7 protein-coding genes are annotated in these 15,608 nt (G+C 72.8%); 2 read left to right on the top strand and 5 right to left on the bottom strand.

Annotated features, from left to right (window positions below; all coding sequences use genetic code 11):
* From ACZ6JS_RS31225 to ACZ6JS_RS31235, 3 genes are all read right to left on the bottom strand, one after another.
* On the bottom strand, positions 1-8,841 hold an 8,841-nt coding region (locus tag ACZ6JS_RS31225), incomplete at its 3' end, for an SDR family NAD(P)-dependent oxidoreductase (RefSeq protein WP_469302951.1).
* Between the two features lie 109 nt (positions 8,842-8,950).
* Positions 8,951-10,141, bottom strand: a complete 1,191-nt coding sequence (locus tag ACZ6JS_RS31230; protein ID WP_469302953.1) for a cytochrome P450 — start codon at positions 10,139-10,141, stop codon at positions 8,951-8,953.
* 27 nt (positions 10,142-10,168) lie between these two features.
* Positions 10,169-11,332, bottom strand: a complete 1,164-nt coding sequence (locus tag ACZ6JS_RS31235) for a pyridoxal phosphate-dependent aminotransferase (RefSeq protein WP_469302954.1) — start codon at positions 11,330-11,332, stop codon at positions 10,169-10,171.
* Positions 11,333-11,717: 385 nt separating this feature from the next.
* Between ACZ6JS_RS31235 and ACZ6JS_RS31240 the strand changes: the two genes are divergently transcribed.
* A complete protein-coding gene (locus ACZ6JS_RS31240) occupies positions 11,718-12,530 on the top strand; it encodes an LmbU family transcriptional regulator (RefSeq protein ID WP_469302956.1) in 813 nt (270 codons plus the stop codon).
* Positions 12,531-12,631: 101 nt separating this feature from the next.
* Here the strand turns inward: ACZ6JS_RS31240 and ACZ6JS_RS31245 are convergent, their stop codons facing one another.
* The gene (locus tag ACZ6JS_RS31245) at positions 12,632-13,279 is read right to left on the bottom strand and encodes an FMN-binding negative transcriptional regulator (RefSeq protein WP_060180554.1); all 648 of its coding nucleotides are present in this window, start codon (positions 13,277-13,279) and stop codon (positions 12,632-12,634) included.
* A 234-nt stretch (positions 13,280-13,513) separates the two neighbouring features.
* On the opposite strand from ACZ6JS_RS31245, the gene ACZ6JS_RS31250 reads away from it, so the two are divergent.
* Positions 13,514-14,878, top strand: a complete 1,365-nt coding sequence (locus ACZ6JS_RS31250) for a lysine N(6)-hydroxylase/L-ornithine N(5)-oxygenase family protein (RefSeq protein WP_469302957.1) — start codon at positions 13,514-13,516, stop codon at positions 14,876-14,878.
* A gap of 116 nt (positions 14,879-14,994) precedes the next feature.
* Here ACZ6JS_RS31250 and ACZ6JS_RS31255 read toward each other — a convergent pair whose 3' ends face one another.
* Positions 14,995-15,231 carry an MbtH family protein gene (locus ACZ6JS_RS31255; protein WP_469302960.1) on the bottom strand — a complete coding sequence of 79 codons (237 nt, stop codon included), beginning with the start codon at positions 15,229-15,231 and terminating at the stop codon, positions 14,995-14,997.
* Between the last annotated feature and the right edge of the window lie 377 nt (positions 15,232-15,608).

Consider the following 15,608-nt stretch of genomic DNA (forward strand, 5'->3'; position numbering starts at 1 on the left):
GACGGCCAGTACGGGGTGTCCGTTGCGGCGGGCGTCGGAGAGCCGCTCCAGAAGCAGCACGCCCACGCCCTCGCTCCACGCGGTGCCGTCCGCCGCGTCCGCGAAGGACTTGCAGCGGCCGTCCGCCGCCAGCCCGCGCTGCCGGCTGAACTCCACGAACAGATCGGGCACCGCCATCACGGTCACACCGCCTGCGAGAGCCAGGCCGCACTCGCCCTGGCGCAGGGCTTGGGCGGCCAGGTGCAGGGCCACGAGCGAGGACGAGCAGGCCGTGTCGACCGTGATGGCCGGGCCCTGCAGGCCCAGCGTGTACGAGACCCGGCCGGACGCCACGCTGAGCGTGTTTCCGGTCGTACGGTAGGCCTCCACCGCCTCCGGTGCATTGCGCAGGTGGGAGGCGTACTCGCTGTACATCGCACCGCTGAACACACCGGTGCGGGTCCCGCGCAGGGTGGCCGGCGCGATGCCCGCGCTCTCCACCGCCTCCCAGCTGGTCTCCAGCAGCAGACGCTGCTGCGGGTCCATCGCGGCGGCCTCGCGCGGACTGATCCCGAAGAACTCGGCGTCGAAGCGGTCGGCGTCGTGGAGGAAGCCGCCGTTGCGGGCGTACGAGTGACCCGCGCGGTCGGGGTCGCCGTCGAAGAGCCGGTCCAGCGCCCAGCCGCGGTTGGTGGGGAAGGGGCCGATGGCGTCGGTGCCGTCGGCGACGAGCTGCCACAGGTCGTCGGGGGAGCGGGTGTCGCCCGGGTAGCGGCAGGCCATGCCGACGATGACGACCGGGTCCTCGTGATCGGATGTGCCGCGCACGGCGATCTGCTGCCCGGTACGGACCACCACGCCCTCGCCCGCCAGCTTGGCGAGCTCGCCCGCCAGGAACTCCGCCAGGGCCGTGGGAGTGGGGTGGTCGAAGACGGCCGTCGCCGGCAGCGTGATCCCGCTGACCTCCACGACACGCCGCCGCAGCTCAAGCCCGGTCAGCGAGTCCATGCCGAGGGTCTTGAACGCCGTGTCCTCGTCGACGGCGTCCGCTCCCGCGAGGCCGAGGACGGCGGCGACCGTGGTCCGCACGAGCTCCCCGACGGCGCGCAGCCGCTCGGCCGGGGCGAGCGCGGCGGTGCGCTCGGCCCAGGAGGCGCCGTCCGTCCCGGACGAGCCGGTGGCCGCGGCGGCGCGGCGGCGTGGCGCGCGGACCAGCGTGCGCAGCAGGGCCGGCGCGGACCGGTCGGGGGAGCGCAGGGTCGGCAGGTCCAGGTCGGCCGCGGCGAGCAGCGGCTCCGCCGAGGTGAGCGCCGCGTCGAAGATCTGCATGCCGCGCTCGGCGGACACCGGCAGGACGCCCTTGCGTGCCCACCGCGCGATGTCGAGCTCGCTCAGCCCGCTGGTCATGGCACTGGCCGTGTCCCAGAGTCCCCAGGCGAGGCTGGTGGCGGGGAGGTTGTGGTGGTGGCGGTGGTGGGCGAGGGCGTCGAGGTAGGTGTTGGCGGCGGCGTAGTTGGCTTGGCCGGGGTTTCCGATGAGTCCGGCGATGGAGGAGAAGAGGATGAAGTGGGTGAGGTTGTGGTGGGTGGTGAGTTCGTGGAGGTGGTGGGCGGCGTCGGTTTTGGGGTGGAGGACGTGGGTGACGTGGTGGGGGGTGAGGTTGTCGAGGGTGGCGTCGTTGAGGGTGCCGGCGGCGTGGATGACGGTGGTGAGGGGGTGGTCGGTGGGGATGGTGTCGAGGAGGTTTTGGAGTGCTTGGCGGTCGGCGGTGTCGCAGGCGGTGATGGTGATGTGGGCGCCGGCTGCGGTGAGTTCGTCGTGGAGTTGTCGGGCTCCGGGGGCGTCGGGTCCGGTGCGGCTGGTGAGGAGGAGGTGTTTGGCGCCGTGGTGGGTGACGAGGTGGCGGGCGAGGATGTGGCCGAGTCCGCCGGTGCCGCCGGTGATCAGGACGGTGCCTTCCGGGTCCAGGGGGGTGGCCGGGACGGTGGGGGCGGGGGCGGTTTCGAGGCGGGGGGTGTGGAGCCGGTTGTTGCGGAGGACGAGTTGGGTGTCGGGAGCGTCGGCCGCGGTGTGTGCCGCTGTGGTGAGGCTGTCGGTGTCGTCGATGTCGAGGAGGGTGATGCGGCCCGGGTACTCGTTCTGTGCGGTGCGGACGAGGCCGGTGAGGGCCGCGGCGGGCAGGTCGAGGATGTCCTCGTCGGTGGTGAGGGCGGTGGCGCCGCGGGTGAGGACGATGATCCGGGTGGAGTCGAGTGCGGCGTCGGTGAGGAGTTCCCGGAGTACGGCCAGGGTGTCCTGGACTGCTCCGTGTACATCGGTGAAGCTCTCCGACAGGGCTATGAAGGAAGGAAGTTGCGCGCCGTCGCCCAAAGCCGTCCGTAGTTCGGCGACGTCGGTGTACGTGTCGCCCGAGACGGCCGCGGCCAGTCCGTGCGGATCGGACCCCAGCACCGCCCACAGCCCCGCCGCGCTCTCCACGGACGCCTGCGGCACGGGCTTCCACACCAGCCGGTGCAGCCCGGAGCCCCGTCCCGCGACCGCGCTCTGCGCGGCACGGAGGTCACCGGCCGGCCGGAGCGTGATCGAGTCGATCGTGACGACGGGCCGGCCCTCGGGGTCCGTCGCCGTCAGAGAGGCGGTGTTCGCGTCGACGGGAACCACGTGCACGCGCAGCGCGGTCGCACCCGCGGCGTGCAGGGTGACCCCGCTGAAGGAGAACGGGATGGTCAGCTCGGTGCCGTCACCGAGCAGCATCGCGTGCAGGGCCGCGTCGAGGAGCGCCGGATGGATCGCGAAGGCCGAGGCGTCGGCGTGCTGTTCCTGCGTGAGGGAGACCTCCGCGAACCGCTCATCGCCCGACAGCCAGGCCCGGCCCAGCCCCTGGAAGACCGGCCCGTACTCGTAACCGCGGTCCGCGAGGCGCTCGTAGACGTCGTCGAGCGGGACCGGCCGCGCGCCCTGCGGCGGCCAGGCCGGCGCGGCGGCCGGGACCGGGTGCTCGCCGGCGGCCAGTACGCCCGAGGCATGCCGGGTCCACTCCGCCTCGCTCGCGCCCTCGGGACGGGAGTGGACGGTGACGGACCGGGTGCCCGACTCCCCGGCCGGGCCGAGCGCGACCTGGAGGTGGACGCCGCCTTCCTCGGGGACGAGCAGCGGCGCCTCCAGCACCAGCTCCTGGAGCCGGTCGTGACCGAAGCGGTCACCCGCGGAGACGGCCAGGTCGACGAGGGCGGTGCCGGGCAGCAGGACCGTGCCGACGACCGCGTGGTCCACCACCCACGGGTGGGTACGGCGTGACACGCGGCCCGTGAACAGCACGCCCTCGCGGTCGGCGAGGCTGGTCACCGCGCCGAGCAGCGGGTGCTCCGCCGGGGTGAGGCCCAGCCCGGACGGGTCCTCCGCCGTGACCGGGGTGTCGAGCCAGAACCGGGTCCGCTGGAAGGCGTACGTCGGCAGCTGGACCCGCCGGGCGCCCGTACCGGCGAACACGGCGGACCAGTCGACGCCGACGCCGTGGCAGTGGGCTTCGCCGAGCGCGAGCAGCAGCCGCCCGGTCTCGTCCTCGTCGCGGCGCAGGGTGCCCAGAGCGGTGCCCCGCACACCCGCCTCGTCGAGGACCGCCTGCACCCCGATGGTGAGCACCGGGTGCGGGCTGACCTCGATGAAGGTGTGGTGCCCGGCGGCGAGGAGCTCGCCGACCGCCTGCTCGAACTGCACGGTCTCGCGCAGGTTCTGGTACCAGTACCCGGCGCCCATCACGCTCGCGTCGAGCAGCAGCGCCCCCGTCAGCGACGAGTAGACCGGCACGTCTCCCGGTCCCGCCTCGATCCCGTCGAGGAGCCGCGCCAGCTCGCCCTCGAGCTCTTCGACGTGGGCCGAGTGGGAGGCGTAGTCCACGTCGACGAGACGGGCCCGCGCCCCCTGCTCCTTGGCCTGGGCGAGGAACTCGCGCAGGGCCTCCGGATCCCCGGAGACCACGGTCTGGGCCGGGCCGTTGACCGCGGCGACGGAGATCCTGCCCCGCCATGTGCCGATCCGCTCGCGAACCCATGCTGCGGGCTGGGCCACGGACATCATGCCGCCCCGGCCCGACAGCACGGTCAGCGCGCGGCTGCGCAGCGCCACCACGCGGGCCGCGTCCTCGACGCTCAGTACACCGGCCACGCACGCTGCCGCGATCTCGCCCTGCGAGTGGCCGATCACGGCGGCCGGTTCGACACCCAGCGAGCGCCACACCGCGGCCAGGGACACCATCACGGACCACAGGACGGGCTGTACGACGTCCACGCGCTCGAAGCCGGGGACCCCCTGCGCGCCCCGGACGACGTCCAGGAGCGACCAGTCCACATGCGGCTCCAGGGCCGCCGCGCACTCGGCCATCCGGTCGGCGAACACCGGTGAGGATTCCAGCAGGCCGGCCGCCATGCCCACCCACTGCGCGCCCTGGCCCGGGAAGACGAACACGGGGCGGGCCGCCGGCCGGCTCTGCCCGGTGACCAGGCCCCGTGCGGTGGCGCCGTCGAGCAGGGCCAGCAGGCCCTGCTCGAGCTCCGCGCGATCACCGGCGACCACGGCGGCACGACGGTCGAAGTGGGCTCGGCCGACGGCGAGGGAGTGGCCGATGTCCTCGAGCCGGACGCCGGGGTTGTCACGCAGGTGGTCCAGCAGCCTGCCGGCCTGCGCCCGCAGCGCCTGGTCGGTCTTCGCGGACACGAGGAAGGGGACGGGCGCGCCCGCGGCCGGCGCCTCTGCGGCGGGCTCTGTTTCCTCGGCCTGCGGCTCCGCGGCCTGCTCCAGCACGAGGTGGGCGTTGGTGCCGCTGACACCGAACGAGGAGACGCCGGCCCGGCGCGGCCGGTCGCCCTCCGGCCACGGCGTGGCCTCGGTCAGCAGCGTGACGGCGCCGCTCGACCAGTCCACGTGCGAGGTCGGGGTGTCCACGTGGAGGGTGCGCGGCAGCAGGCCGTTGCGGATCGCCATGACCATCTTGATGACACCGCCCGCGCCTGCGGCGGCCTGCGTGTGCCCGATGTTCGACTTCAGCGAGCCCAGGAACAGCGGACGGCCGGGTGCACGGTCCTGGCCGTAGGTGGCCAGGATCGCCTGGGCCTCGATGGGGTCGCCGAGCCGGGTGCCCGTACCGTGCGCCTCCACCGCGTCGACGTCCGCGGCCGACAGGCCGCAGGCGGCGAGCGCCTCACGGATGACCCGTTCCTGGGAGGGGCCGCTGGGGGCGCTCAGCCCGTTGCTGGCGCCGTCCTGGTTGACGGCCGAGCCGCGGATGACCGCGAGGACCTCGTGTCCGTTGCGCCGCGCGTCGGAGAGCCGCTCCAGCAGCAGCATGCCGACGCCCTCGCCCCAGCCCGTACCGTCGGCCGCCTCCGCGAACGACTTGCAGCGGCCGTCCACCGACAGTCCGCGCTGCCGGCTGAACTCCACGAACATGCCGGGGGTCGCCATCACCGTCACACCGCCGGCCAGGGCCAGTTCGCATTCGCCGGCCCGTAGCGCCTGGGCGGCCGTGTGCAGTGCCACGAGCGAGGCAGAGCACGCGGTGTCGACGGTGACCGCAGGGCCCTCCAGGCCGAGGGTGTAGGAGGCCCGGCCGGAGACCACGCTCGTGTACGTGCCGGTCAGCAGGTAGCCGCCGACGCCCTCGCCCGCCTCGTGCAGCCGCGGACCGTAGTCCTGTGCCATGGCGCCGACGTACACGCCGGTCCCGCTGCCGCGCAGCGCCGCCGGATCGATCCCGGCGCGCTCCACGGCCTCCCACGCGGTCTCGAGCACCATGCGCTGCTGCGGGTCCATTGCCGTGGCCTCGCGTGGGCTGATCCCGAAGAACTCGGCGTCGAACCGGTCGACGTCGTGCAGGAACCCGCCCCGGCGGGTGTACGAGGTACCCGCACGGTCGGGGTCCCCGTCGAAGAGGGTCTCCAGCGCCCAGCCGCGGTTGCCGGGGAACTCGGAGACGGCGTCGCGCTCCTCCACGAGCAGCCGCCACAGGTCCTCGGGGGACTCCACCCCGCCCGGGAAGCGGCAGGCCATGGAGACGATCGCGATGGGCTCGTCGGAGCCGTGCTCGCGGCGCGGGACGGTCCGGGAGGGGGGCAGGGGCGCGGGCGCCGTCCCGGAGAGCTCGGCGAGCCGGGCGGCCAGCTTCTCGGGGGTGGGGCGGTCGAACAGCAGGGTCGTGGGCAGGCGCAGCCCGGTGGCGGCGACGAGCCGGTTGCGCAGTTCCACCGCGGTCGCGGAGTCGAACCCGAGCTCCTGGAAGGTGCGGGCGGGGTCGATGTCCGCGCCCGAGCCGCGGCCCAGGACCAGGGCCGCTTCCGAGCGCACCAGGTCCATCAGGAACCGGGCCGTGCGCTCGGCGTCCCCGCCGGCGCCGGGGGCGCCGGCGGGGGCGGCCCCGAGCCGGAAGGGGTACGTGGGCAGGGCGACGACCGGTGCGCCCGCGGGGAAGACGGGGCTCCAGTCCACCGGGGCGCCGTGCGCGTACGCCTCGGCCGCGCAGGACAGGAAGCGGTGCGGTCCCGCCGCGCCGCGCCGCAGCGAACCGACCACGGCGGCGGTGGACCCGGCCGCGTCCAGGGTCTGCTCGAGGGGCAGCGTCAGCACCGGGTGCGGGCCGATCTCGACGAAGAGGTCGTGGTCGGCCACGCACCGGACCGAGCTTTCGAACAGCACGGTCTCGCGCAGGCTGCGGAACCAGTACGAGGCGTCCAGCGAGCGGGTGTCCAGCAGCGCGCCCGTCAGGGCCGAGTAGAAGGGGATGGCGCCCTTGCGCGGGCGGATCGGGGCCAGCGCGGTGAGCAGTTCCTCGTGGATCTCGTCGATGTGCGCGGAGTGCGCCGCGTAGTCGATGGCGACGCGCCTGACCCGCACGCCCTCGGCGGCGAGCTCCTCCTGGAGCCGCTCGACGGCCTCCAGGTCGCCGGCCACGGTGATCGAGCGCGGCCCGTTGACGCCCGCGACCGACAGCCGTCCGCCGTACGGGGCGATCCTCGGCCGCACCTCGTCGAGGGGGAGCAGGACCGAGAGCATGGAGCCGCGGCCCGCGAGCCGGGCCTGGGCCCTGCCGCAGAGCGCGCTGGTGCGGGCGCCGTCCCGCAGGGTCAGTCCGCCCGCGACGACGGCCGCGGCCATCTCGCCGATGCTGTGGCCGACGACCGCGGCCGGCTCTATGCCGAAGGAGCGCCAGAGCGCCGCCAGGCCGAGGGAGGTCGCGAACAGCACGGGCTGGACGACGTCGATGCGGTCGAGCGCGGGTGCGCCGGACGCCCCGCGCAGCACGTCCTCCAGGGACCAGTCGACGTACGGGGCGAGCGCGTCGGCGGTGGCCCGGACACTGGCGAGGAAGACGTCCGAGGCGTCGAGCAGGTCGGCGGCCATGCCGGGCCACTGCGCGCCGTGTCCGGGAAAGACGAACACGGCCCGGTCGCGCGGCACGGCGGTACCGGCGACGCGTCCGGGACCGCGGCGGCCCTCGGCGAGCGCGGCCAGCTCCTGCGTGAACTCCGCCTCGGTGGCGGCCAGCAGGACGGAGCGGTGAGCGAACGCGGTGCGCGAGACGGCCAGCGAGTGGCCGATGCCGGTGACGTCGGGGCGTTCGCCGGAGCCCTCGGCGAGCTGTGCGAGGAGCTGCCCCGCCCGGGCGCGCTCGGCCTGCGCGGTGTGCCCGGACAGCACCCACGGCAGTACGCCGGCCCGGAAGGCGGCCGGCCGGTCGGCGAGCCGGTGCCGTGCACTTCCGCGGGGCGTCCCGCCGACCTCCACGGCCCACACCACCCCGTCCCCGTCGACCGCCCGGACCACTCCGGCCCGCCCGGCCCCTGCGGAGCGCACCGCCGCGGCCAGCCGAGCCCCGGCCCGGGCCCCTGCCCCGGCGAAGCCGTGGCTCTTGTCGGCGGCTTCGGCCGGGGTGATTGCGTCGCTTCCGGTGAAGCCCTCGTGCCTGGCGTCGCCTCCGTCGCCACCGGCCCCCGGCTCGTCCGAGATGGTGCCCGCCGCTCCGGCCGTGAGGCCGTCCTCGGCTTCGCCCGGCTGTCCGGCGTCCCGGCCGGCGGCCTCCCCCGACCGGCGGACGCCGTCGCCACCATCGACCGCTTCACCGGCCGCCGCGCGCCGCCCGGCATCCCGACCTTCGGTGGGGCCCCCGCCCGTGGCATCCGCTCCGTCGGCCTCCTCGCCCTCGGCGACCATGGGGTCCATGGTGTCCATGGCGGCCGGGCCCTGGGCCGAGGTCCCGGCCTCGGCCGGGACGGCGTCGGCTCCGGGCGCGGGCCGGGCCGCGTCCGGCCCCGCCGCCGGGCCCGTGGCGCCGAGCACGGCGAGGATCCTGTCGCCGTCCGCCTCGGCCCGAGGCAGGGGCTTGAGGACGACGACGGTGCCGTCCGCGGTGCCGGCGAGGGCGATCGTGCTCTCCCCGGACCGCAGACTCTCGGCCGCGAGGTGCACCGCGGCCGGCGCGGAAGCGGCGCCCGCGCGGACGGTCCGGTGCGCACCGTCCAGGCCGAACACGGCCCCGACCTCGCCACCGAGGTCCTCGCCCTCGCCCTCGTCCCCGGCGTCCGTGCCGAGGAAGACGCCCGTACCGGCGGTCCCGCGCAGCGAGGCCGGTACGACCCCGGCGTCCTCCAGGGCCTCCCAGCACAGTTCCAGCAGGAGCCGCTGCCGTGCGTCCACCGATGCGGCCGCCTCCGGCCCGATGCCGAAGAACGCCGGGTCGAAGCCCTCGGCGGGCCCGCCCGCTCCCGGGAAGCGGCAGGACAGGCCGATGACGGCAACGGGCTCCCCGGTGGTCCCACCGGTCCCGGCGGTCCCGACGAACTCGGCATCGCGGCGGGTGGTCTCGACAGACATGCGGATCCTCACTCCAAGTCCAAAGGTGTTCCGGGGAGCAGCACTTCGAGGGGGCCGCCCGGAACACCCGGGAGGCGACCCGCCTGTACGACCGGACCGCGCGCGGCGGCTACCACTCCACGCGCAGCCGGGCCAGTCCACGCGTGCCGAGGCCGTCCTTCCACACCACGGCGTCGGGCACCGCGGCCGTCCGCAGGGTCGGGAACCGCCGCGTCAGACGCTGCAGCACGATCTGCAACTGCAGCCTGGCCAGCGGGGCGCCGAGACAGCGGTGGACGCCGTGGCCGAAGGTCAGGTGGGCGGCGTCGCGCCCCTGCGGATCCAGCAGCCCGGGCTCCGGGAACGTCTCGCCGTCCCGGTTCCCGTGCAGCAGGGAGACGATGACGCCCTCCCCGGCCTGGACGGTGACGCTGCCGAGCGGTACGGGTTCCACCGCCACCCGGGGGAAGCTGATCGGGGTGGAGGGGGTCAGCCGCAGCAGTTCCTCGACCGTGGGGGCCAGCCGGTCGGGCTGGCCGCAGAGCTCCGCGTACGCGGCGGGGTCGTGGAGCAGGGCGTGCACCGACAGGCCGAGCTGCCCGACGACGGTCTCGTAGCCGGCCATCAGCAGGGTGAGCCCCATGGTGAGCAGCTCTCCCATGGACAGGTCGCCCCGCTCGTGCGCCGCGATCATGGAGGTGAGCAGGTCGTCCTGCGGCCGGTGGCGCTTGCGGTCGATCAGGTCGGCCATGTAGTCGATGAGTTCGAGGCGGCGGCGGGCCTTTTCCTGCGGGGTGCTGGCGGAGATGTCGAACAGCACCTCGACCCAGTCGCGGAAGCGGGAGGCGTCCTCGGGGGGTACGCCGAGCAGCGAGCACAGGACGGCCAGCGGCAGCGGGGCGACGAGCGCCTCGATCAGGTCGGTGCCGGGACCCGACGCCTCCAGGGCGTCGAGGTGGCGGTCGGCGAGCTCCTCGACGGCCGGTGCCATGGCGGCGGTGCGGCCGGTGGTGAACGCCTTGGTCACGACGCGCCGCAGCCTGGAGTGGTCCGCTCCGTCCATGCTCATCATGGAATTCGGCACGGGCTGGGCGTCGTTGAGTTTCGGTGCCTGCGGCGCGACGGCTTCGGCGCGGCTGAACCTCTTGTCCGTCAGGACCCGGCGCGCCAGTGCGTAGTCGCACACCAGCCACATCTTGTCGCCGGCGGGCGTGAAGAACGGGACGACGTCGATGCCGTCCGCAACCTGTCCCTCCCCGGCCACGTACTGACCGAGGAACTCCGGAAGCGGGCCCAGCGGGCCGGCGCTGCGGTGCTTCATGCCTTTCCTCCCCGTTGTGGTCGGCGGTCAGGTGTTCAAGAGGCGGCGCTCGGCCTCGCGCAGGACCGCGGTCTGCCGGTTGAACGCGATGCGCACGTAACTCTCACCGTCGGCGGGGTCGGCGAAGAAGGGCGTTCCGGGTACGACCAGCACCCCGGTCCGGTCCAGGAGTTCGCGGACGAAGGCGAGGCTGTCCTGCCGGCCGCCGGTGAGCGGGGAGATGTCGGCGAAGAGGAAGCAACCGCCCTCCGCGGGGGTGAACTTCATGCCCGCGCGGGAGAAGACGTCCTGGGCGAGGTCGCGCCGGTCGGCCATCTCGGCCGCGGCGAGCGCCAGGTCGAGGCCGTGGGCGGTGCGTCCGGCGGCCACCTGGAGGGGGACCGCGGCGCCCAGCGTGGTGAGCTCGTGCACCTGGCGAAGGGCGCCCGTGCGCACGGGGTCGGCCCGCAGGAAGCCCAGGCGCCATCCGCTGACGGCGTGGCTCTTGGACAGGGATCCGACGACGATGCTGCGCTCGGCCAGCCCCGGTACGTCGGCCACGGAGACGTGCGGGCGGCCGTCGAAGACGAAGGCGCGGTAGACCTCGTCGGATATCACGGTGACGTCCCACCGCTCGCACAACTCGGCCATCAGGCCGAGCTCCTGGCGGGTGAGGACGCGTCCGGTCGGGTTGCCGGGGGTGTTCAGGACCACGGCCCGGGTCCGGGAGGAGAAGGCGGCGGCCAGCTCGGCGGGGTCGAAGCGCCACTCGGGGGCGTGGAGCCGTACGTAGCGGGGTACGGCCCCGGTCAGTTCGACTGCCGCGGTGAAGTGGTCGAAGCCGGGGTCGAGGAGGACGACCTCGTCGCCGGGATCGACGGTCGCCAGCAGCGCGACGAAGAGGGCCTCCGTCGCGCCCGCGGTGACGGTGATCTCGGTGTCCGGGTCGGTGGGGGTGCCGAGGAACTCCGCGATCCGCTGCCGCAGCGCCGCGTCCCCGTTGGGGTGCTCGTACTGGTTGTGGCCGGCCCGCATGGCGCGGGCCGCCTCCTCGATCATGTCTGCGGAGGTTTCGGGATGGCCGGGCGTGCCGACCGCCAGATCGACGGCGTCGCGGGTCCGCGCCAGCATGAACACCTCGGTCAGCCCGCTGCCCTTGAGCCTCGCCGCACGCGACGAGACGGGCGACCTGTGGGCCCGTGAGTGCGTCATTTCCGATCCTCCTGCTCATGCCGAATCGACTGAATGCGATGAATAGGGAGGCGCAGTGCGAGCGCGGAGAAAATGGCCGTAGCCGTTCCGCTTTACCTCTGGTGCCTCGTGGGAAAGCCGAGCCGGCGGCTGTGGGAATTCTGCCGAGCCGCTCCGGAGAAACTCTGGCCGAGAATGAACATACCTCTCGCCCGGGAGGCGGAGAACAGAACGGCGACCGACAGGCGGCGCCGGCGGGCAACGGCTGTTCAGTTGTTCGACGGTCCGGTCGTTCCCGTCCCGTCGACGGGACGGCGCGGCTGCGGCGCGGGTGGCTTTGGCGGGCCTTTAGCACGTGCTGCGAGCCTCCACACCTGTTCTGTAGACCCCTTCACGTGGAGGCACGATGGCGATTCAGGTCGGCGACATCGAGGGATCGAGAACGGGTCGGATCCGTACGGGCCCCGAGACGGCACCGAGGCCGCGCCGGGGCATGGGCGAGGATCCGCGGCGGAGCCAGGTGCTGACCACCAAAGTGGGTCTGCAGATGCCCGCGGGGATGTCCTTCGACGACTGGGAGAAGGCCGGCCGCCAACTGTCCGGAATCGTGGATTCCTCCTCGTGGTGGCTGGGTGACTGGCTGGTGTACGGGAAGGACCACTACACCGACCGCTACCAGCGCGGGATCCGCGCGGCGGGGCTCCAGTACCAGACCCTGCGCAACTACGCCTGGGTCTCCCGCCGGTTCGACTTCACCCGCCGGCGGGGCTCCCTCAGCTTCCAGCACCACGCGGAGCTGGCGTCCCTGCCGCACGACGAGCAGGAGACGTGGCTCGATCGTGCCGAGCAGCGCCGGTGGACCACCAAACAGCTGCGCAGCGCCATCCGTGCCGCGCGCGAGAGCCAGGACCGGGTTCCGGTCCCCGCGGAACCGACGCGGAGGCTGGAAGTGCCGGGCAGCCGTCTGGAGTGGTGGCACAAGGCGGCCGAGCAGGCGGGCGTCGACTTCGAGCGGTGGGTGCTCGTCACCCTGGACAGCGCGGCGAAGCAGGCCCTCGCGGAGCTCGGCAGGCTGGAGGATGCCGGGGACGGGGCGGCGGAGCTCATGGCGGCAGCCGGGCCCCGAGCGCAGCTGGAGAACCGGGGCCCCTTGGAGATCGAAGGGCCGAGGCCGCCCGCGGGGCCGGGGCAGTGCGAAGGACCGGCCCCCGATGCCTGAACGGCGTGCGCACGACGGCGGCCCGTCGGGCCCGCACTCCGCGGGGGAGTGCGGGCCCTGAGGGGTCCGGGGAGCCGAGCCCCCGGGCCCCGTCCGGCCGATCAGGGCAGCTGCCGCATGAGGTCGGCCGTGTCGCGCTGCCGCGTGCACCCGCTGTGGGTGAAGGAGTCCAGCACCCGGCCGCGCACCTCGGCGGGCTGTTCCTGGCTGAGCTTGAACATGCCCTCGGCGCCGGTCACCGTGATCCGGAAGGCGCCCACGGCCGGCAGGAGCTGGTGGAAGTAGCCGATCGAGTCGGTCATGTCCCAGCCCGATCCGAACTTCGCCTCCTCGAAGGCGCGCACGGTGGACTGCACCACGTCCATCGTCTCCTCGCTCGATTCGATCTTCTCCACCACGCCCCGCACGTGCACCGAGGTGAAATCCCACGTCGGAGCCGCCGGTGATTTCTCGTACACCGTCGGGGAGACATAGGAATGCGGGCCGGTGAAGGTCAGCAGGACGACGCCGCCGGTCTTCATGGCCGCCCAGTGGGGATTGGCCTTGTTCATGTGCCCGAGCAGCCTGGCACCCGAAAGGTCCGGCGCCCATTCCTCGTTCGCCCGCGGATCGGCGATGACCGGCAGATGGGTGGCGAACGGGCCGTCCTCGGCGGTCCCGTTGATCACCGCCAGCGCCAATGGATTGTCGCGCATCAGATCTGTCATCCATGAACGGTCCGGTTCACGGTAGTTACTCGGGACGAACATCCGGTATTCACCCTCTCAGTCGGCGCCGTGCGCGAACACATGGATATCCGGACCGACCGTACCGCCGTCCTGTCACCGGGACACGGGTCTTCGGTATTCGGTTCGCGCAAAGGTCGCTCGGATTGCTTTGTTGGTGACTTCAGGTTGGCGCCGGGACGTTCTCCGGCGCAATACTGAATAAAGGTCTCCCGGATCACCGGTCGAGATTCCAAGACGCTAGCGGGAGAATTGTCTATGGGTACAACGAGTACGCATGAACACGAGATTCACGACGTGGTGGGCATTGGCTTCGGCCCGTCCAACCTGTCGCTCGCAATCGCTCTGGAAGAGCACCGGGCCAATGTTCCGGACCGTCCGGTCAAGGCCGCGTTCTTCGAGCGTCAGGCATCGTTCGGTTGGCACCGCAATATGCTGCTGCCGTCGACGACCATGCAGATCTCGTTCCTGAAGGACCTGGCCACCTTCCGCAATCCGGTGTCCAGGTTCAGTTTCGTTTCGTATCTGCACGAGGCCGGACGGCTGGTGCAGTTCGTCAACAACCAGGACTTCTTTCCGACCCGGCAGGAATTCCACCAGTACCTGGAATGGGCGGCGGCGGGCCTCGCCGACCGCGTGTCCTACGGATCCGAGGTCACCGCGATCCGCCCCGCCGGGGACGCCGCGGCCGGATCCCCCGACCACCTCCAGCTGGAAGTGCGGGGCGCGGGTGGCGGCGTCAGGCTGGTCAGGGCGCGCAACGTGGCCATATCGACCGGCCTGGTGCCGCGCCTGCCGGCCGGGGTGACGGCCGACGAACGGGTCTGGCACAGCTCCGAGTTCCTGGAGAGGTTCCGCGGCCTGGACCCGAACGAGCTCAAGAGCGTGGCGGTGGTCGGCGCCGGCCAGAGCGCGGCCGAGATCACCCGGTTCCTGTACGACATGCTCCCGCACGCGCGCGTCAGCGCGGTCATCCCGTCCTACGGCTACTCCGTCGCGGACGACACGCCCTTCGCCAACCAGGTGTTCGACCCGGCCGCGGTCGACGAGTACTACTTCGGCACCGACCAGGCGCGGGAGGCCTTCTGGCACTACCACCGCAACACCAACTACTCCGTGGTGGACGACGAGGTGATCCGCGACCTGCACCAGCGCTCGTACGAGGAGGAGGTGCGCGGCCACAAGCGGCTCCACTTCCTCAACCTCACCCGGGTGGCCGGGGTCGCCCGGACCGGCAGCCGGACGCGGCTCACCCTCACGTCGCTGCTCGACAGCGAGCCGCAGGAGCTGGACGTCGACGCGCTCGTCTTCGCGACCGGCTACGAGGGCATGGACCCGGCCGGCCTGCTCGGCGACTTCGACCGGCACTTCCTGCGGGACGAGGCCGGCCGGCACCGGGTGGAGCGCGACTACCGCCTGGTCACGGCATCGGGGCTGTCCTGCGGGATCTACCTCCAGGGCGGCACCGAGCACACCCACGGCCTGTCGTCGTCCCTGCTGTCGAACATCGCCGTGCGCAGCGGGGAGATCGCCGACTCCATCGTCCTGCGCAGGGCGGAGCAGGAGCTGGCCGGGGAACGTGCCGTCGAGGCCGCGGGCGCGGGCGCGGCGGTCCGGGCCTGACCGGATTCCCCCCGCACGACCGAAGGGTGGGCCCCGGTGCTGTTCGTCCAGCACCGGGGCCCACCCTTCGGACTTCACCGGCCCTTCCGCGAAAGGCGCGGAACACCGGATTCACTTCATGCGGCGTCGGCGGAAACCCGGTCCGCGGACATCGCGTCGCGCAGGCTCTTCGGCCGCAGGTCGGTCCAGTTCGCCTCGACGTGCTCCAGGCACAGCTGACGGCTTTCCTCGCCGAATACGACGCGCCAGCCGGCGGGGATCTCGGCGAACGACGGCCACAGCGAGTGCTGGTCCTCGTCGTTCACCAAGACGTAGAACCGGCCGTCGGCGTCGTCGAACGGGTTGCTGCTCATGCATCCACTCCAATTCAAGCCGTTCACGGTCCGATTCCCGCACGGGAAACGGGCCGTCATCCATTAATGGGGATGGAGTTGGCGAGACCGCCGTGCCCGATCATGGCACCTTTCGGGCGCCCCGTGGAGACCGGTGTGCCGATGAGGCAGTCCACCGGTCCCGTCGATGCGCTTCGCCCGCCGTCCTGTTGACGGGACGGCTCCGGACACCCTGCCCCAATTTCTGGGCGTCCTGCCTGAGTTCCGGGAAATGGGCTTCCTTTTGCGGCTTCTCACGCGCAATGCTGGACGGGCGACCACGGCCCCGTGCCGTGGTCCTTCACGTCCCCGGGAGCCGAGTCCTCCACATAAGGAGTTGTGCCGATGAGCGTCGCCAG

This window comes from Streptomyces sp. NPDC046349, assembly GCF_055587885.1.